Consider the following 15,455-nt stretch of genomic DNA (forward strand, 5'->3'; position numbering starts at 1 on the left):
TTTTTTTTTGACTGCTTGAACATGAACGACAAGAAAAACTACGGCTTCACCACCACCATCCTGCACAACGATCGCCAGAAGGGCATCGAGCACGGTTCGCTGCACAAGCCCATCCACACATCGGTCGCCTTCGGCTACGCCGACGCGCGCCAGCTGGCGTCTGTGTTCCAGGGCAAGGAGCCGGGCTTCCGCTACGGCCGCCAGGGCAACCCGACCATCTCCGCGCTGGAGGACAAGGTCAACCAGATGGAGCAGGGCGTCGGCACGATCTGCTTCGCCACCGGCATGGGCGCGATCGGCGCCGTGTTCCAGTCGCTGCTGCGCGCGGGCGACCATGTGGTGTCGTCGGCTTTCCTGTTCGGTAACACCAACAGCCTGTGGCAGACCACCATGGCGCAGGGCTTGGCGGTGTCGTTCGTCGACGCCACCGACGTCGCCAACGTGGCCGCCGCCATCACCGCGCAGACCCGCGTGGTGTTCGTCGAGACCATCGCCAATCCGCGCACGCAAGTGGCCGACCTCAAACGCATCGGCGAGCTGTGCCGGCAGCGCGGCATCCTCTACATCGTCGACAACACGATGACCACGCCTTATCTGTTCCGTCCGAAGTCGGTCGGCGCCGGGCTGGTGGTCAACGCGCTGACCAAGTCGATCGGCGGCCACGGCAACGCGCTGGGCGGCAGCCTGACCGACACCGGCGCCTACGACTGGACCCGCTTCCCGAATATCTACGAGAACTACAAGAAGGCCGCGCCGCTGCAATGGGGGCTGGCGCAGATCCGCGCCAAGGGCTTGCGCGACTTCGGCGCCTCGCTGGCGCCGGAAGCGGCGCACCACATCGCCGTCGGCGCCGAGACGCTGGCGCTGCGCATGGAGCGCACCAGCGCCAATGCGCTGGCGCTGGCCAGGCTGCTGGAGGCGGACGAGCGCGTGGCCGCGGTCTACTACCCGGGCCTGGCGTCGCACCCGCAGCACGCCATCTCCAGCGAACTGTTCCGCAGCTGCGGCTCGCTGCTGAGCTTTGAGCTGAAGGACGGCATCGACTGCTTCGACTTCCTGAACCGCCTGAAGCTGGCGATTCCGGCCTCCAACCTGGGCGACACGCGCACCTTGATCATCCCGGTGGCGCACACCATCTTCTTCGAGATGGGCGCGGAACGCCGGGCGTCGATGGGCATCGCGGAATCGCTGATACGGGTGTCGGTCGGCATCGAGGATACCGACGATCTGTTGGACGATTTCAGCTGCGCACTGGAAGCTTGCTGAGCATCGCGCCGAGTTGTGATAATCTAAGCTTTCAATTTTGCTAAGCGGGAGGAGGCGTTATGAAAGCAGCATGGGTACTAGCCTTGACCGTGCTGTCGAGTAGCGCCTGCGCCGACGAGCAGGCCCGCCGTCTGGCGCGGCAGGCCGAGATCGAGTACTACACCAGCCGCTACGACGGCGCCGACATCGCGCTGGCCCGCTTCAACTGCCAGGCTCCCAATATGCCGATGCGCCCGGCCCTGGCCGGCGGTGCTGCGGTGACGCAGGCGCTGGCCGCGTGGCGCAGCTGCTACGACCGCTTCCTTGCGAACTACAATGCCGCGCTCCCGGTCGGCAAGAGCATCCCGCCCGACCTGGCCGACCTGATGACCGATGATGAAATGGACGCCGCGCAGACCTTGATGAGCGAGGTGTTCGTGCGGGTGGCCGACGAGGCCAAACGCCAGGCGGACGCGGTCACGCTGGCGCAGGCTGCATGGGGAGGCCGGCGCGGCGACATCGCCTTGAGCGCGCGCGACCTGTCGCGCCAGCCGGAGACGGCGGGCAAGCGCTAGGCGCCTGGGGGGGGGATTACCCCGCCGCCAGCGCCGCCGGGGTAATCCTTAGTGCCAGCTGCGCATCAGGCCGACCGCCAGGCCTTCCAGCGCGAACTCGTCGGCTTCGGGATCGACCTTGATGATCTTGAAGTCCGGGTTTTCCGGCAGCAGTTCGACGAGCGAGCCGGTCTTGCGGTAGCGCTTGACGGTGACGTCGTTGCCGATGCGGGCCACGACGATCTGGCCGTTCTTGGCGCTGTCCACCTTTTTCACTGCCAGCAGATCGCCATCCATGATGCCGGCGTCGCGCATCGATTCGCCGCGCACCTTCAGCAGGTAGTCGGGGCGGGAAGAGAACATGGCCGGATCGACGCTGTAGCTGGTCTCCAGGTTTTCCTGCGCCAGCATGGGCGAGCCGGCGGCCACGCGGCCGATCAGCGGCAGCGACATCATCAGCGACAGCGGCACCTTGGAAGCGGCCGGTTCGGCGTGCACGCCCAGCAGGCGGATGCCGCGCGACGTGCCGGCGGCGATCTCGATCGCGCCCTTGCGCGCCAGCGCCTGCAAATGCTCCTCGGCCGCGTTGGCGGACTTGAAGCCCAGTTCGTTGGCGATTTCGGCGCGGGTCGGCGGGAAGCCGGTGTTTTCGATGGCATCCTTGATCAGATTGAGAATTTGTTCCTGTCTTGCGGTGAGCTTGATCATAGAGTGCTTTAGGCCTGTGTATATAGACAGTCTGTATTTTTGTACAGTGTGAAGCGAAATGCAAGGGAATTTGTTGCTTAGCACGAAATAATTTCATGCCGGGGTCAAGTCTGACATTCGGACACGAGCTCTGCCGTAATAAATGCTACGGCAGAGCTCGTGTCCGAATGTCAGACTTGACCCCGGTCAGGGGCTGGTCTTTTGGCGGCAAAGCTGCTATAGTCGCGGGCTTACCTCTTCCCACACCTGTCTTGACGCCAGGGTGGGCTATATTCACAGTCCTTAAGGGAGTTTGCATGCGTCACTATGAAATAGTATTTATCGTCCATCCGGACCAGAGCGAGCAAGTGCCCGCCATGATCGAGCGTTACAAAGCCTCGGTCACCACCCGCGGCGGCGCCGTGCACCGTGTTGAAGATTGGGGCCGTCGTCAGATGGCTTACTCGATCCAGAAACTGGCTAAAGCACACTACATCTGCCTGAACATCGAATGCGACAACGAGACCCTGGTCGAGCTGGAAACCGCCTTCAAATTCAATGATGCCGTGCTGCGTCACCTGACCGTCAAGATGAAGAAAGCGGAAACCGCTCCTTCGCCGATGATGAAGTCGGTACAACGTGAAGATGCAGCGAAATCGCATCGCACCGAAGCCCCAGCAGTCGCTGCTGCTCCTGCGGCCTAATTGTTCCCGGGAACCGAGCTGAATCAGCTCCAGTTTATTGCTTTGATCGCCGAACGGGACGCCTTGCGCTATACCCCGGCCGGCATGCCGATCGTCAGTGCTGTACTCCAGCACCGCTCGCAGCAAGTCGAAGCAGGCATCGCCCGATTGAGCGAGTTTGAAATTTCCGCGGTTGCCGCGGGCGAGATTTCAGGCCGCTTCAGTCAGGCGCCACTGGCAGGCATGTATCAGTTCACCGGTTTCCTGAACAAGAAGAATCGCAATAGCAAAAGCCTGGTGTTTCACATCATTGATTTTAGTGCTGTCCCAGACAGCTCAATTTAGATACAGGAGCCTAAAATGGCATTCGGTAAAAAGTTCGACAAAAACAAGCTCAAGCTGAAAGAAAAGCGCAAGCAACAGAATCCTTTGTTCAAGCGTAAGAAATTCTGCCGCTTCACCGCCGCAAACGTAGAACAAGTTGACTACAAAGACGTCGACACCCTGAAAGACTTCGTCCAGGAAAACGGCAAAATCATGCCAGCACGTCTGACCGGTACCAAGGCGCACTACCAGCGTCAAGTTGACACCGCAATCAAGCGCGCTCGCTACCTCGCGCTGCTGCCTTACACCGATCTGCACCACGCTTAATCGCGTCGTCTAGATAAGATCCTGGAGAAGAACTATGCAAATCATTCTGTTAGAAAAAGTCGTCAACCTGGGCAACCTGGGTGAAGTCGTTAAAGTTAAAGACGGTTACGCACGTAACTTCCTGATTCCGCAAAAAATGGCCCGCCGCGCTACCGCGTCCGCCGTTGCTGAATTCGAAGTCAAGCGCGCCGAACTGGAAAAAGCTGCTGCTGAAAAGCTGGCCGCCGCTCAAGCCCAAGGCGAGAAACTGAGCGGCATGACCGTGAACGTTTCGCAAAAAGCTGGTGTTGACGGCCGTCTGTTCGGCTCCGTCACCAACTTCGACATCGCTGAAGCGCTGACCAAAGCTGGTTTCGCAGTTGAAAAAGCTGCCGTGCGCATGCCTACCGGTCCGCTGAAGACCGTTGGCGAGCACCCGGTCAGCGTCGCTCTGCACACCGACGTGGTGGTGGAAGTGACCGTTGCCGTCGTAGGCGAAGCTGCCTAATACTTTTCTGGGCGGAAACGTCTGGTAAGTGTTGCAACACATTGAAAAAGCCGGGCTTGCCCGGCTTTTTTCTCGTCATAAATTTGTAATACGGCCCATGCAAGCAGGTATAATTCGCGCCATGAACGCCCCCTCCGATCCGCAAGTAGATTCACTCCGCGTCCCGCCGCATTCCATCGAAGCAGAACAGTCCGTCATCGGCGGCCTGCTGCGCGATAATGCGGCGTTCGACCGCATTGCGGATATGATGCATGCCGAAGACTTTTACCGCTACGACCACCGCATCATCTACGAGCAAGTCGTCAAGATGATCAACGGCTCCAAGCCGGCCGACGTCATCACGGTGTTTGAAACCCTGACCCAGCTGGGCAAGGCCGACGATGTCGGCGGCCTGGCCTACCTGAACGCGATGGCGCAGAACACGCCGTCGGCGGCCAACATCCGCCGCTACGCCGAGATCGTCCGCGACCGCTCCATCCTGCGCCAGCTGATCACCGTGGCCGACGAGATTTCCGGCCAGGCGTTCACGCCCCAGGGCAAGGAAGTCAAGCAGATGCTCGACGAGGCCGAGTCCAAGATCTTCGCCATCGCCGAGCAGGGCGCGCGCGGCGCGGCCGGCTGGATTCCGGTGCAGCCGCTGCTGACCCAGGTGGTCGAGCGCATCGACGAACTGTATTCGCGCGAGTCCGGCTCCGAGATCACCGGCGTGCCGACCGGCTGGATCGACCTCGACCGCATGACCTCCGGCCTGCAGCCGGGCGACATGGTGGTGGTGGCCGGCCGCCCGTCGATGGGCAAGACCGCGTTCTCGATGAACATCGCGGAAAACGTCGCGGTGGAAGAGGGCTTGCCGGTGGCCGTGTTCTCGATGGAGATGGGCGGCGTGCAGCTGGCCATGCGTATGCTGGGCTCGGTCGGCCAGCTCGACCAGCACCGCCTGCGCACCGGCAAGCTGAACGACGAGGATTGGCCGCGCCTGACGCACGCCATCCAGAAAATGAACGACGCCCAGGTCTATATCGACGAGACGCCGGCGCTGAACCCGATCGAGATGCGGGCCCGGGCGCGCCGCCTGTCGCGCCAGTGCGGCAAGCTGGGCCTGATCGTGGTCGACTACCTGCAACTGATGCAGGGCTCCACCCAGGGCGACAACCGCGCCTCGGAGATTTCCGAAATTTCGCGTTCGCTCAAAGGCCTGGCCAAAGAGCTGCAGTGCCCGGTGATCGCGCTGTCGCAGTTGAACCGCTCGCTGGAGCAACGCCCCAACAAACGTCCCGTCATGTCCGACCTGCGCGAATCCGGCGCTATCGAGCAGGATGCGGACGTCATCATCTTCTTGTATCGCGACGAGGTCTACAACCCGGATTCGCCCGATAAAGGAACGGCCGAGATCATCATCGGTAAGCAGCGTAACGGCCCGATCGGTTCGGTACGCCTGACCTGGATCGGCCAGTACACCAAGTTTGGCAACTACACCGGTAATCTGGCGTTGTACCAAGGTGACTAAGCTAGCACGACTAATCTTTACGCCGTCCTTATCCCGGACGGTGATCTGCAGTAATCAATGGAACGGAGAATAAAATGTTTGGACGTTTGATGCCCACCGAGGGCAAATTTTTTGACCTGTTTAACCAACACGCCGAGCTGTGCGTCAAAGGTGCAAAAGAAATGCTGGGCCTGATGTCCAATTTCGACGACCTGGAAAATCGCGTGCACGCGATCGAGAGCATCGAAAAGCAGGCCGACAAGATCACCTACGCCACCGTCGACCTGCTGCACAAGACCTTCATCACGCCGATCGACCGCGACGACATCCATAAGCTGATCACCCGCATGGACGACATCCTCGACCTGCTGGAAGACGCCGCCCAGACCGTCTCGCTGTACGACCTGCATTCGGTCACGCCGGAAGCCAAGCGCCTGGCCGAGCTGGTGCTGTCCTGCGCCGAGAAGGTGCGCGACGCCGTGGCCCTGTTGCACAATATGGACAATTCGCGCAAGATCGTCGCCATCTGCGAAGAGATCGACCGCCTGGAATCGGACGCCGACCACGTGATGCGCGCCGCCATGTCCAAGCTGTTCCGCGACGAACCGGACGTGCGCAACCTGATCAAGATGAAGGCCATCTACGAAATCCTGGAAACCGTGACCGACCGTTGCGAAGATGTGGCCAACATCATCGAAGGCATCATCGTCGAAAACGCGTAACGCATACATAACTACAAAAGAATAGTCCAATATGCATACCCTACAAATCAGCATCTACGTGCTGGTCGTCCTGATCACCCTGGCGCTGGTGTTTGACTTCATGAACGGCTTCCACGACGCCGCCAACGCGATCGCCACGGTGGTCTCGACCGGCGTGCTCAAGCCGCAGGCGGCGGTGGCGATGGCCGCGTTCTTCAACTTCACCGCGATCTTCGTGGTCGGCCTGCACGTCGCCTCGACGGTGGGCAAGGGCACCATCGATCCCGGCATCGTCGATCAATACGTGATCTTCGGCGCGCTGGTCGGCGCCATCGTGTGGAACCTGTTCACCTGGTACTACGGCATTCCTTCGTCGTCCTCGCACGCGCTGATCGGCGGCCTGGTCGGTGCCGCGGTGGCCAAGTCCGGCACCAGCGCGCTGGTCGGCGGCGGCCTGCTGAAGACGGTGCAATGGATCATCCTGTCGCCGCTGATGGGCTTTGTGTTCGGCTCCATCATCATGCTGATCGTGTCGTGGATCTTCGTGCGCTCGACGCCGCGCCGGGTCGACAAGTGGTTCCGCCGGCTGCAGCTGGCGTCGGCCGCCGCCTACAGCCTGGGCCACGGCGGCAACGATGCGCAGAAGACCATCGGCATCATCTGGATGCTGCTGATCGCGGTCGGCCAGGTGCCGGCCGGCGACGCCGCGCCGCCGCTGTGGGTGGTGATTTCGTGCTACACGGCGATCTCGTTCGGCACGCTGTTCGGCGGCTGGCGCATCGTCAAGACCATGGGCCAGAAGATCACCAAGCTCAAACCGGTGGGCGGCTTCTGCGCCGAAACCGGCGGCGCGCTGACCTTGCTGATCGCCTCGCACTTCGGCGTGCCGGTGTCGACCACGCACACCATCACCGGCGCGATCGTCGGCGTCGGTTCGGCGCAGAAGATGTCGGCGGTGCGCTGGGGCGTGGCGGGCAATATCGTGTGGGCCTGGGTGTTCACGATCCCGGCCTCGGCCTTCGTGGCCGCGCTGGCCTGGTGGGTCGGTCAGCACATCATGTAATAAACCAAGGGAGCTTCGGCTCCCTTTTTTAATGTCCGGATTTCGGCTTGATGCCGAGGCGCTGGTAAGCCTCGGCCATGATTTTCGTTCGTTCGGACTCAGGCAGGTCCGGGGGCAATACCACGGTAGTCTTCTTACCGGTTTTGCTTTGAATGACGTAGGTGTAATCGTCTTCCGGTTTGCGTGGGAAGAAGTGGCGTATGGCCCATGCAATCGCCAATGCAGCAGCCAAAGAGCCCAGCATCCATGAAGCGATCAAGATCAATCCGTCAAGGACTGCGCTCCAGTTCATCGTTTACCTCCCCGTAAGATATCGAATACGACTACGGTGACCCAAAGTATAGCGCCGATAAGAATTGAAGTGCGCCTGCGATCCAGGTCAACCAGTGTGTCGCTGCCATCTGTGAGACTGAGATACAGGCTAACGGGCCAAGCTATTAAGCCTACCCAAAGAGCGAGATTCGTAAGTTGCGCCCAGCGATCATCATTGCGGTCGAATGAAATAGTCTTACGTTTGATGGTAGTAGGCGGAATTTCTCTCGCTCGCGTGAAGGGCAGCATCATGCCCAGCACAGCGCCACCGACAGTCGGGCCAATGAAGGTAGTGGCGTCCGCTGCATGCAAGCTGGTGCGCAGCAGAAAATCGAGAACGGCCATCAGCCACGGAAAGGCCCAAGTCAGGATGCGGAGTGCCATGTCATCTGCGCCGGAGACGAAGTTATTAATTTAGGCTGATTTGCGCTGCGGCGAGTTGATCTGGATTGCAGTAGAATCGGAAATTCTCTTGCTGGGTATTTCATGTTGAAAATCGATTTTGCGCAACTGATGGTGTTGGCCCAGGTTTCCGCCGGCGTGACGGCGCCGTGCAGTTGCAGTACCGTGTCGCTGGCGGCCTGGCAGCGGCTGCCGACCTCGCTGGAGCTGGACCGCTTCGAGGAAGTCGGCACGCTGATGGACGATCCCTACGATGAGCCGACCTTCGCCGAATATCATCCGCACGGCACGCGCTACGACAGCGCCGACGCGCCGATCGCGCCGCGCTACTATCCGTGCAACCTGAGCCAGGTCGCGCGCTGCCTGAACTGCGGCCGCCACTACCTGCGCTACAACGAGGCCGGCGGCTACTTCACCGAACTGCGCATCCGCGCCTTGCAGCCGCAACTACTGGTCGACGCCGCCCTGTAGTCCCAGCATCCGCGCCGCCATCGCCCGCGCCAGCACGGCCGGCGCCGGGACTGCGATCGGCAAATCGGTGAACGCCTCGTCGATCGCCAGGTTGGCCAGGCCGTGCGCCAGGCTCCATCCGGTCAAGGCCAGCTCCGGCCCGCGTGCCGCGTCGAACCCTGTGGCCGCCACCACCAGCACATTGAACGCGCGCTCGGCCGCCTGCTTCAAATCCGGATGGCGGGATTTTTGCGCCAGCATCGGGCCGAACATCAAACGGAACTGCGCCGGTCGCGCGCGGGCGAATTCCACATACACCTCGCAGATATCCATCAGCCGTACGCCTTGGGCGCGGGCGCGGTCGCGGTCGGCCGCCGCCATGGCCGCGGCCAGCCCGGCGAAGGCGCGCGCCGCCACCGCCGCCAGCAATTGTTCGCGGCTGGCGAAGTGATGGTAGGGCGCCGCGTGCGACACGCCGGCCGCCTTGGCCACTTCGCGCAAGGTCAGCGCCTGCGCGCCGTCGCGGGCGAGCAGGGTGTCGGCGGCATCGAGCAGGCTGTCGCGCAGATTGCCGTGGTGGTAGGGTCTGGTGGTCATCAAGTTATCTTGACAGGAGAAAGATATCATCGCACTATACGCATCTTTCCAGTGTAAAGATTGGAGTCCGCCATGTACCACTTTATCGTTGGCCGCAAGCTGCGGCGTGCTTTTGGGGATATCAACGCCGGCGCCTACGAGCGGGTGCTGCCGCAGTTCGCGGCCGCGCACCGCCATGTGATGCACGGCCATCATCCGCTGGCCGGCGAGCGCCGCACGATGGCGTCGACCGCGCAGTGGTACGCGCGCCTGGCGCGGCTGCTGCCGGGCTTGCGCTTCGAGATCGACGCCGTCGCCGTCACCGGCTGGCCGTGGCGCACGGTCGCCACGGTGACGTGGAAAGACCGCTTCACGCTGCCCGACGGCAGCACCGGCGCCAACCAGGGCGTGCACGAATTCGAATTGCGCTGGGGCCGCGTGCACAAGCTGGAAGTCCACTGCGACACGGCGAAACTGGAGCACTACTGCCGCGGCATGGCCGCCAGCGGCATCGCCGAGGCCGCCGCCGCGCCGATCAGCGACACTTGATAACTTGCGCAGAGGCAGCCCTGGCGTCAAACGGCGCGACCGGCAGGGATCGGATGAGGGCGACCAAGTGGCGCCGTTGGCCAGCGCTGTCACTACTCGCCAGCACGCCGTATTCAAGTTCAGCTAATGTGATGGCTGAGATGACCACGTCTCCGACGTAGCAGAGGGCAAAGCGCCTGGCGATCTTTTCCGGCTGATTCTTCATTAAGTAGATGCACATGTTGGTATCCAGCATGTACAACGCCATTACAACTCCTCGCGTTCGCTTTGCTCCTGCGATCCTCGTCCAGCGACCATGAAGTCAGGGGAGAATCTCGCAAACTTTTTCAAGACGCCAGCCAGCGAGCGCCGTACCGGGCGTATTCGAAGTTCGTCGCCGACACGTTCAATTTCCAGCTCGATATCGGTGCGCGCGTATGCCAACTCGGCGGGAATGCGGACCGCTTGCGAGTTGCCGTTCTTGAATGCTTTCGTGGTATGCATTTCGACCTCCGTTCAAGCTCAATGTAGGTCGAAACTCCACCTATGTAAATCCATGTGTGTACATGAGTTGACCTGGCTCTAGTTGCCATGGATATGAGGCAGCCACATGGCCATGCTGGCGCCGAAGATCCCCACTCCCATCGCCAGCGTCAGCAGCGTCAGGCCGGCCGCCGCGGCCAGCTTGTGGGCGCCGCCGCCATCGCGCGCGCGCAGGTAGAGTTCCAGCAACGCCAGCGGCAGCAACGATTCGCCGAACACCAGGATGTTGAGCGCCGGGCCGGTGAAGGTCTTGGGATCGAAACCGACCGGGCCGCCGTTGACCAGGATCCAGAACAGCAGGCCGACGCGGAAGAACCAGCTGCCGCTCACCACCAGAAACAGCCGCAGCGCCCAGCGCCGGTGCAGGTCCAGCCGACGCGCCAGCGCGTGACGCACCGCCATCGCGGCGCACAGCGCGATCAGCACGGCGTTCAGCGTGGTGCCCCAGTGCTGGGTCATGTCGCCGGCCGCGTTGCGGGTCCAGACCATGTAGGCGCCGGCGATGGCGGTGAGGACGGAAACCGCCACGTAGATGCGCCCGTTCCAGCGATGGAACGCCGGGAAACGCGCGCGCAGCGCCGGGATCAGCTGCAACGGCCCGGCCAGCGTGACGAGCGCGGCGATCGCCAGGTGCGCGGCCAGCGCGGCGTTGCCCATGCGGTCGCCGGGAAGGTAGCCGACCGGCAGCACCTGGTTCCAGCGCATCCAGTCGCCCGCCGCGGCCGCGCCGCCATAGAACGACACGATATAGCTCACGAAGATCGCCTGGCCGGCGACCATCACCGCGAACCAGAACGCGGCGGCGGCCTTCAGCGCCTGGCCGGCGCGCACGCGCAGCTTGCGGCCATAGGGCAGGGCGCCATTCATCATCAGGGTATCCGACATCTCATTCCTCTTTGCTTGGGCTGCGCCGCAGTCCGGCGCCGCATCGGAATATGGCCGCAGGCGCCGGCGCGCACCAGCCGTATCCGACCAGGCACGCCCCCTTTTGGACGAGGCGCGGCCGGCGCCGACCAACGGCGATCCCATGAAACCGCGCGCAGCCGCCTGAAGCGGCGCCGGGATGTGTTGTCGGCAAGCCGCAGTCGGCTGCATTTATTTCGCCAGATGCAAGTCCGCCGCGCGCGGAGGTACAATGGCTTGCAGGCTGAAAGGCCGGCAACCACCGTGGAGGATGCATGACGGAGACGTCGCCGGCGGCAAACTTGCCATTGTTGCCATTAATGAAGGCCGACCGGCCGGCGCGCAAGCGCGCGCTGGTGCTCACCCTGGTTTCGGTGCTGGTGTTTTGCGCGCTGTTGCCTTACACCACAGTGCCATTGCCGGCGCTGGCGGCCTTCATCCCCATCTACGAATCGAGCCTGCTGCTCAACGACCTGATTACCGCCGCCATGCTGTTCGGGCACTTCAGCACGCTGCGCTCGAAATCGCTGCTGGTGCTGGCCGGCGCCTATCTGTTCACCGCCTTGCTGACCGTGCCGCACATGCTGACCTTCCCGGGGGTGTTCTCGCCCAGCGGCTGGCTGGGTGGGCATAGCCAGTCCACCGCCTGGCTGTATGTGTTCTGGCACGCCGGCTTCCCGGCCTGCGTGGCGGCCTACGCGCTGCTGAGCCATCGCGAGCGCCAGCAGCCGCAGCACCCGCCGCCGTCCCAGCTGGCCGCGCTGGGGGCGATCGCCGCCGCGCTGCTGGCGGCCGCCGGGTTTACCGTGCTGGCCACGCTGGGCCACGAGCTGCTGCCGCCGATCCTGGTGGCGGGCCACTACACGCTGGCCGGCCGCATCGTGCTGGCCTGCACCTGGGGCGCCAGCGTGGTCGCGCTGGCGGTGTTGTGGCGCTATTCCAACCGTTCGCTGCTGGACCTGTGGCTGGGCGTGGTGATGGCCGCCTGGTTGTGCGACATCGGCCTGTCGGCGGTGCTCAACGCCGGCCGCTACGACGTCGGCTGGTACGCCGGCCGCATCTACGGCCTGTTTGCGGCCAGCGCCGTGCTGATCGTGCTGCTATTGGAGAGCAACAAGTTGTTTGCCCGCCTGGTGGTGTCGCATGAGCAGGCGCTGCGGCGCGGCGCCGACCTGCAACGCCTGAACCTGCAAAACGAGCAGCGCGCCACCCAGTATGCCAAGGCGCTGGACGAGCTGCACCTCAAGGAAGAGGAAATCCGCGCGGTGGTGCACAACATCGCCGACTGCGTGCTCACCACCGACGCCGCCGGCGTGGTGATCAGCGCCAATCCGGCGCTGGAACAGGTGTTCGGCTACGCCGCGGCGGACGTGGTGGGGCGCCACATCTCGCTGCTGATACCGGAGCTGGCGGCCGAGCGCGCATCGGCATTCATCCGCGACGGCGAGGTCGAAGGCCTGCACCGCGACGGCCGCCAGCTGCCGCTGGAACTGGCGATGAACGACTTCGAGGTGCACGGCGTGCGGCAGTCGGTGGTGGTGCTGGCCGATATCAGCGAACGCAGGCAGTTCGTGGCCGAGCTGCGGCGCGCGCAAATCAACGCCGAGCAGGCCAACCAGGCCAAGTCGACCTTCCTGGCCAATATGAGCCACGAACTGCGCACGCCTCTCAACGCCGTGCTCGGCTTCGCGCAGATCCTGGCGGCGGACACGATGCAGGTGACGCCGGAAAAACGGCGCGAATTCGTCCAGCACATCCTCAAGGCCGGCAAGCACCTGCTGCTGCTGATCAACGAGGTGCTGGACCTGGCCAAGGTCGAGTCGGGCACGCTGTCGCTGTCGGTGGAGGCGGTCGAGCTCGATGAAATCATGAGCACCTGCCAGCAGATGATCGCGCCGCTGGCCGAGCAGCGCGACTTGCGCCTGCGCTTTGTGCTCGAGCCTGGCATGTACGTGCAGGCCGACCACACCCGCCTCAAGCAGGTGCTGCTCAACCTGTTGAGCAACGCGGTCAAGTACAACCGCAAGGGCGGGCTGGTCAGCGTGACCGGCGTCGCCCTGTCGCCCGAGCGCACCCGGATCGCGATCGAGGACGGCGGCGAGGGCCTCACGCCGGCCCAGCTTGCCCAGCTGTTCCAGCCCTTCAACCGGCTGGGGCGCGAAGCGTCGGGCGAGGAGGGCACCGGCATCGGCCTGGTGATGACCCGGCGCCTGGTGGAAATGATGGGCGGGACCATCGGCGTCAGCAGCACGGTCGGGGTCGGCAGCGTGTTCTGGATCGAGTTGAAGGCGGCCGCGGCGCTCCGCAGCGCGCCCGGGTTCGGACAGATCATGCCGGCGGCGCTGCTGGCCGCCAGCGGCGCCGCGCAGCGCACCCTGCTGTACGTGGAAGACAACCCGGCCAACCTGTTGCTGGTGCGCGAATTGATCGGCTTTCGCGGCGACCTCAGGCTGTTGACCGCCAGCGAGGCCGGCACCGGCCTGCGGCTGGCGCGCGAGCAACGGCCGGACGTGATCCTGATGGACATCAACCTGCCCGGCATGTCCGGCAACGAGGCGATGCGGCTGCTGGGCGCCGATCCGGCCACCCAGGACATACCGGTGATCGCGCTGTCGGCCAATGCGATGTCGCACGAAGTCGCGCGCAGCCGGCAGCAAGGCTTCATGGGCTACCTGACCAAGCCGCTGAACCTGGACGAATTTACCGCAGCGCTGAACGCGGCGCTGCGCTGCTCGGCGCAGCGCGCCAGCCGCAGCCTGTAGCCTGGCCCGCCGCCAGCGGCCGCCGGCCGGAGCCGTCCAAATAGGCTATCATGCCGCCTCTTTAGCCGTTTGATTGTTCTTCCCATGAAAGTTCCCCGCAGTAAGCATTTTTCACCGCACCGGAGCAAGCTGGAAGCGTTGGTGAATGTCGTCCTGATGGGGGGCGTGGTGAGCGCGTTGAGCTACCACTGCCGCTTGCACGGCCGCCTCGGCGTGACCCGCCACGCCATCGCGCTGGCGCCCGGCCAGCGCCTGCCGCGCCCGCTCAAGATCGCCTTCGCCTCCGATTTTCATGCCGGCCCGCCCACCCACGCCGGCATCTTCGACGATTTGTTCGCCAGCATCGCCGCCGAGCAGCCGGACGTGCTGTTGCTGGGCGGCGACTACGTGGCCGGCCCGGCCGCCAACGTCGCCGTGCTGTGCCCGGCGCTGGCGGCCTGCCGTCCGCCGCTGGGCAAGTTCGCCGTGCTGGGCAATCACGACCTGGCGACCGACGACGGCGAGATTTGCCGCCGCTTCGAGGCGGCCGGCGTGCAGATGCTGGTCAACCGCGCGCAGGCGCTGCCGGCGCCGTTCGCCCAGGTCGCGATCTGCGGCATGGACGATCCCTGGACCGGCGAGCCGGACGGCGCCGCCACCTTTGCCGGCGCCGCCGACGCCGCGCTGCGGGTGTTGCTGATGCACGCGCCGGACGGCTTGCTGGCGCTGGCCGGCGAGCGCTTCGACGTCGCCTTCGCCGGCCACACGCACGGCGGCCAGATCGCGCTGCGCGACGGCACGCCGCTGGTGCTGCCGGCCGGTCCGTTGTCGCGTCCCTATCATTATGGACGCTTCCCGGTGGCCGGCAACGGCGAGCTGATCGTCAGTCGCGGCGTGGGTTGCAGCCGGATTCCGGTGCGCATCAACGCCGATCCTGAACTGGTGATCTGTACTGTGCAATAATTTGCACACTATGCACACCGACATCCAACTCCAAACCGAAGACCCCACCGCCCGCGACTCCCTGCTGTTGATGGAGGAGTTGTCGACCGCGCTGGAAGCGATCACCGGCGACAGCGGCCGCTCCTCGTTCGACATCGACGACGTGGTCGGCCCGGCGGGCTGCTTCGTGGTGGCGCGCGACGGCGCCGGCCTGGCGCTGGGCTGCGGCGCGCTGCGGCCGCTGGAGCCGGGCGTGGCCGAGATCAAGCGCATGTACGCGCGCCATGGCACCAGCGGGGTCGGCAGCGCGGTGCTGCGTTTCCTGGAGGACGAGGCGCTGTCCCTGGGCTACCAGGCGCTGTGGCTGGAGACGCGTCTGGTCAACCGCCGCGCCGTCGATTTCTACGAAGCGCGCGGCTACCGCCGCATCGCCAACTACGGCAAGTACATCGGCAACCCGCTGGCGGTCTGTTTCGAGAAACAATTGCCGTCGCCGTGACA

Annotated in this window: 20 protein-coding genes and 1 pseudogene; 14 read left to right on the forward strand and 7 right to left on the reverse strand. The window is 63.8% G+C overall.

Annotated features, from left to right (window positions below):
• Positions 1-21: 21 nt before the first annotated feature.
• Both AC1RMD_RS29880 and AC1RMD_RS29885 read left to right on the forward strand, forming a co-directional pair.
• Positions 22-1,266, forward strand: coding sequence for a cystathionine gamma-synthase family protein (locus tag AC1RMD_RS29880; RefSeq protein ID WP_492932272.1), 1,245 nt, complete (start codon positions 22-24; stop codon positions 1,264-1,266).
• A gap of 59 nt (positions 1,267-1,325) precedes the next feature.
• Positions 1,326-1,820 (forward strand): hypothetical protein, encoded by a 495-nt coding sequence (locus AC1RMD_RS29885; RefSeq protein WP_492932274.1) that lies wholly within the window; start codon positions 1,326-1,328, stop codon positions 1,818-1,820.
• A 48-nt stretch (positions 1,821-1,868) separates the two neighbouring features.
• Here AC1RMD_RS29885 and lexA read toward each other — a convergent pair whose 3' ends face one another.
• Positions 1,869-2,507, reverse strand: coding sequence for a transcriptional repressor LexA (lexA, locus tag AC1RMD_RS29890; RefSeq protein ID WP_492932276.1), 639 nt, complete (start codon positions 2,505-2,507; stop codon positions 1,869-1,871).
• A 296-nt stretch (positions 2,508-2,803) separates the two neighbouring features.
• On the opposite strand from lexA, the gene rpsF reads away from it, so the two are divergent.
• From rpsF to AC1RMD_RS29925, 7 genes are all read left to right on the forward strand, one after another.
• The gene (gene rpsF / locus AC1RMD_RS29895) at positions 2,804-3,190 is read left to right on the forward strand and encodes a 30S ribosomal protein S6 (RefSeq protein WP_026334223.1); all 387 of its coding nucleotides are present in this window, start codon (positions 2,804-2,806) and stop codon (positions 3,188-3,190) included.
• An 18-nt stretch (positions 3,191-3,208) separates the two neighbouring features.
• Complete coding sequence (gene priB / locus AC1RMD_RS29900; protein ID WP_492932317.1) at positions 3,209-3,514, forward strand: primosomal replication protein N; 306 nt, start codon at positions 3,209-3,211, stop codon at positions 3,512-3,514.
• Between the two features lie 15 nt (positions 3,515-3,529).
• Positions 3,530-3,820 (forward strand): 30S ribosomal protein S18, encoded by a 291-nt coding sequence (gene rpsR / locus AC1RMD_RS29905; RefSeq protein ID WP_008450941.1) that lies wholly within the window; start codon positions 3,530-3,532, stop codon positions 3,818-3,820.
• Between the two features lie 34 nt (positions 3,821-3,854).
• Positions 3,855-4,307 carry a 50S ribosomal protein L9 gene (gene rplI / locus AC1RMD_RS29910; RefSeq protein ID WP_492932279.1) on the forward strand — a complete coding sequence of 151 codons (453 nt, stop codon included), beginning with the start codon at positions 3,855-3,857 and terminating at the stop codon, positions 4,305-4,307.
• Positions 4,308-4,428: 121 nt separating this feature from the next.
• A complete protein-coding gene (locus tag AC1RMD_RS29915; RefSeq protein WP_492932281.1) occupies positions 4,429-5,814 on the forward strand; it encodes a replicative DNA helicase in 1,386 nt (461 codons plus the stop codon).
• 74 nt (positions 5,815-5,888) lie between these two features.
• Positions 5,889-6,515, forward strand: a complete 627-nt coding sequence (locus AC1RMD_RS29920; RefSeq protein WP_492932283.1) for a DUF47 domain-containing protein — start codon at positions 5,889-5,891, stop codon at positions 6,513-6,515.
• A gap of 31 nt (positions 6,516-6,546) precedes the next feature.
• Positions 6,547-7,557: an inorganic phosphate transporter gene (locus AC1RMD_RS29925; protein ID WP_492932285.1), complete on the forward strand. Its 1,011-nt coding sequence runs from the start codon at positions 6,547-6,549 to the stop codon at positions 7,555-7,557.
• A 28-nt stretch (positions 7,558-7,585) separates the two neighbouring features.
• On the opposite strand, the gene AC1RMD_RS29930 is transcribed toward AC1RMD_RS29925, so the two are convergent.
• The gene (locus AC1RMD_RS29930) at positions 7,586-7,849 is read right to left on the reverse strand and encodes a hypothetical protein (protein WP_492932287.1); all 264 of its coding nucleotides are present in this window, start codon (positions 7,847-7,849) and stop codon (positions 7,586-7,588) included.
• Positions 7,846-8,253: a hypothetical protein gene (locus AC1RMD_RS29935; RefSeq protein WP_492932289.1), complete on the reverse strand. Its 408-nt coding sequence runs from the start codon at positions 8,251-8,253 to the stop codon at positions 7,846-7,848. Before AC1RMD_RS29935 ends, AC1RMD_RS29930 begins: the two co-directional genes overlap by 4 nt.
• A 102-nt stretch (positions 8,254-8,355) precedes the next feature.
• On the opposite strand from AC1RMD_RS29935, the gene AC1RMD_RS29940 reads away from it, so the two are divergent.
• The gene (locus AC1RMD_RS29940) at positions 8,356-8,742 is read left to right on the forward strand and encodes a hypothetical protein (protein WP_492932291.1); all 387 of its coding nucleotides are present in this window, start codon (positions 8,356-8,358) and stop codon (positions 8,740-8,742) included.
• Here AC1RMD_RS29940 and AC1RMD_RS29945 read toward each other — a convergent pair.
• Complete coding sequence (locus tag AC1RMD_RS29945; RefSeq protein ID WP_492932293.1) at positions 8,719-9,318, reverse strand: TetR/AcrR family transcriptional regulator; 600 nt, start codon at positions 9,316-9,318, stop codon at positions 8,719-8,721. The genes AC1RMD_RS29940 and AC1RMD_RS29945 overlap by 24 nt on opposite strands.
• Before the next feature lie 72 nt (positions 9,319-9,390).
• On the opposite strand from AC1RMD_RS29945, the gene AC1RMD_RS29950 reads away from it, so the two are divergent.
• Positions 9,391-9,846, forward strand: coding sequence for a nuclear transport factor 2 family protein (locus tag AC1RMD_RS29950; protein WP_492932295.1), 456 nt, complete (start codon positions 9,391-9,393; stop codon positions 9,844-9,846).
• Between the two features lie 7 nt (positions 9,847-9,853).
• Here the strand turns inward: AC1RMD_RS29950 and AC1RMD_RS29955 are convergent.
• The 3 genes and pseudogenes from AC1RMD_RS29955 to AC1RMD_RS29965 form a co-directional block, all read right to left on the reverse strand.
• A pseudogene (locus AC1RMD_RS29955) lies at positions 9,854-10,093 on the reverse strand (PIN domain-containing protein); the annotation flags it as partial.
• Entirely contained in the window at positions 10,093-10,329 is a 237-nt protein-coding gene (gene vapB, locus AC1RMD_RS29960) for a type II toxin-antitoxin system VapB family antitoxin (RefSeq protein ID WP_492932297.1), read from the reverse strand. The pseudogene AC1RMD_RS29955 and the gene vapB, both read right to left, overlap by 1 nt.
• Positions 10,330-10,407: 78 nt before the next feature.
• Complete coding sequence (locus AC1RMD_RS29965; protein WP_492932299.1) at positions 10,408-11,253, reverse strand: DUF2306 domain-containing protein; 846 nt, start codon at positions 11,251-11,253, stop codon at positions 10,408-10,410.
• A 293-nt stretch (positions 11,254-11,546) separates the two neighbouring features.
• Between AC1RMD_RS29965 and AC1RMD_RS29970 the strand changes: the two genes are divergently transcribed.
• The 3 genes from AC1RMD_RS29970 to AC1RMD_RS29980 all read left to right on the forward strand — a co-directional run bounded on the left by AC1RMD_RS29970 (position 11,547) and on the right by AC1RMD_RS29980 (position 15,453).
• Complete coding sequence (locus AC1RMD_RS29970; RefSeq protein WP_492932301.1) at positions 11,547-14,033, forward strand: MASE4 domain-containing protein; 2,487 nt, start codon at positions 11,547-11,549, stop codon at positions 14,031-14,033.
• Positions 14,034-14,174: 141 nt separating this feature from the next.
• Positions 14,175-14,975: a metallophosphoesterase gene (locus AC1RMD_RS29975; RefSeq protein WP_492932303.1), complete on the forward strand. Its 801-nt coding sequence runs from the start codon at positions 14,175-14,177 to the stop codon at positions 14,973-14,975.
• Between the two features lie 10 nt (positions 14,976-14,985).
• A complete protein-coding gene (locus AC1RMD_RS29980) occupies positions 14,986-15,453 on the forward strand; it encodes a GNAT family N-acetyltransferase (protein ID WP_492932305.1) in 468 nt (155 codons plus the stop codon).
• The last annotated feature ends 2 nt before the right edge of the window (positions 15,454-15,455 follow it).

The organism is Duganella sp. GW822-FHT06D06 (assembly GCF_058799615.1).

Bases quoted from the DNA above. Each gene is read 5' to 3' on its own strand.
- rplI (WP_492932279.1), top strand. From the start codon at position 3,855: ATGCAAATCATTCTGTTAGAAAAAGTCGTCAACCTGGGCAACCTGGGT.
- AC1RMD_RS29885 (WP_492932274.1), top strand. From the start codon at position 1,326: ATGAAAGCAGCATGGGTACTAGCCTTGACCGTGCTGTCGAGTAGCGCC.
- AC1RMD_RS29965 (WP_492932299.1), bottom strand. From the start codon at position 11,253: ATGTCGGATACCCTGATGATGAATGGCGCCCTGCCCTATGGCCGCAAG.
- AC1RMD_RS29930 (WP_492932287.1), bottom strand. From the start codon at position 7,849: ATGAACTGGAGCGCAGTCCTTGACGGATTGATCTTGATCGCTTCATGG.
- AC1RMD_RS29945 (WP_492932293.1), bottom strand. From the start codon at position 9,318: ATGACCACCAGACCCTACCACCACGGCAATCTGCGCGACAGCCTGCTC.
- AC1RMD_RS29920 (WP_492932283.1), top strand. From the start codon at position 5,889: ATGTTTGGACGTTTGATGCCCACCGAGGGCAAATTTTTTGACCTGTTT.
- vapB (WP_492932297.1), bottom strand. From the start codon at position 10,329: ATGCATACCACGAAAGCATTCAAGAACGGCAACTCGCAAGCGGTCCGC.
- rpsF (WP_026334223.1), top strand. From the start codon at position 2,804: ATGCGTCACTATGAAATAGTATTTATCGTCCATCCGGACCAGAGCGAG.
- AC1RMD_RS29925 (WP_492932285.1), top strand. From the start codon at position 6,547: ATGCATACCCTACAAATCAGCATCTACGTGCTGGTCGTCCTGATCACC.
- AC1RMD_RS29915 (WP_492932281.1), top strand. From the start codon at position 4,429: ATGAACGCCCCCTCCGATCCGCAAGTAGATTCACTCCGCGTCCCGCCG.
- AC1RMD_RS29950 (WP_492932295.1), top strand. From the start codon at position 9,391: ATGTACCACTTTATCGTTGGCCGCAAGCTGCGGCGTGCTTTTGGGGAT.
- AC1RMD_RS29880 (WP_492932272.1), top strand. From the start codon at position 22: ATGAACGACAAGAAAAACTACGGCTTCACCACCACCATCCTGCACAAC.
- AC1RMD_RS29935 (WP_492932289.1), bottom strand. From the start codon at position 8,253: ATGGCACTCCGCATCCTGACTTGGGCCTTTCCGTGGCTGATGGCCGTT.
- lexA (WP_492932276.1), bottom strand. From the start codon at position 2,507: ATGATCAAGCTCACCGCAAGACAGGAACAAATTCTCAATCTGATCAAG.
- AC1RMD_RS29980 (WP_492932305.1), top strand. From the start codon at position 14,986: ATGCACACCGACATCCAACTCCAAACCGAAGACCCCACCGCCCGCGAC.
- AC1RMD_RS29940 (WP_492932291.1), top strand. From the start codon at position 8,356: ATGTTGAAAATCGATTTTGCGCAACTGATGGTGTTGGCCCAGGTTTCC.
- rpsR (WP_008450941.1), top strand. From the start codon at position 3,530: ATGGCATTCGGTAAAAAGTTCGACAAAAACAAGCTCAAGCTGAAAGAA.
- AC1RMD_RS29970 (WP_492932301.1), top strand. From the start codon at position 11,547: ATGACGGAGACGTCGCCGGCGGCAAACTTGCCATTGTTGCCATTAATG.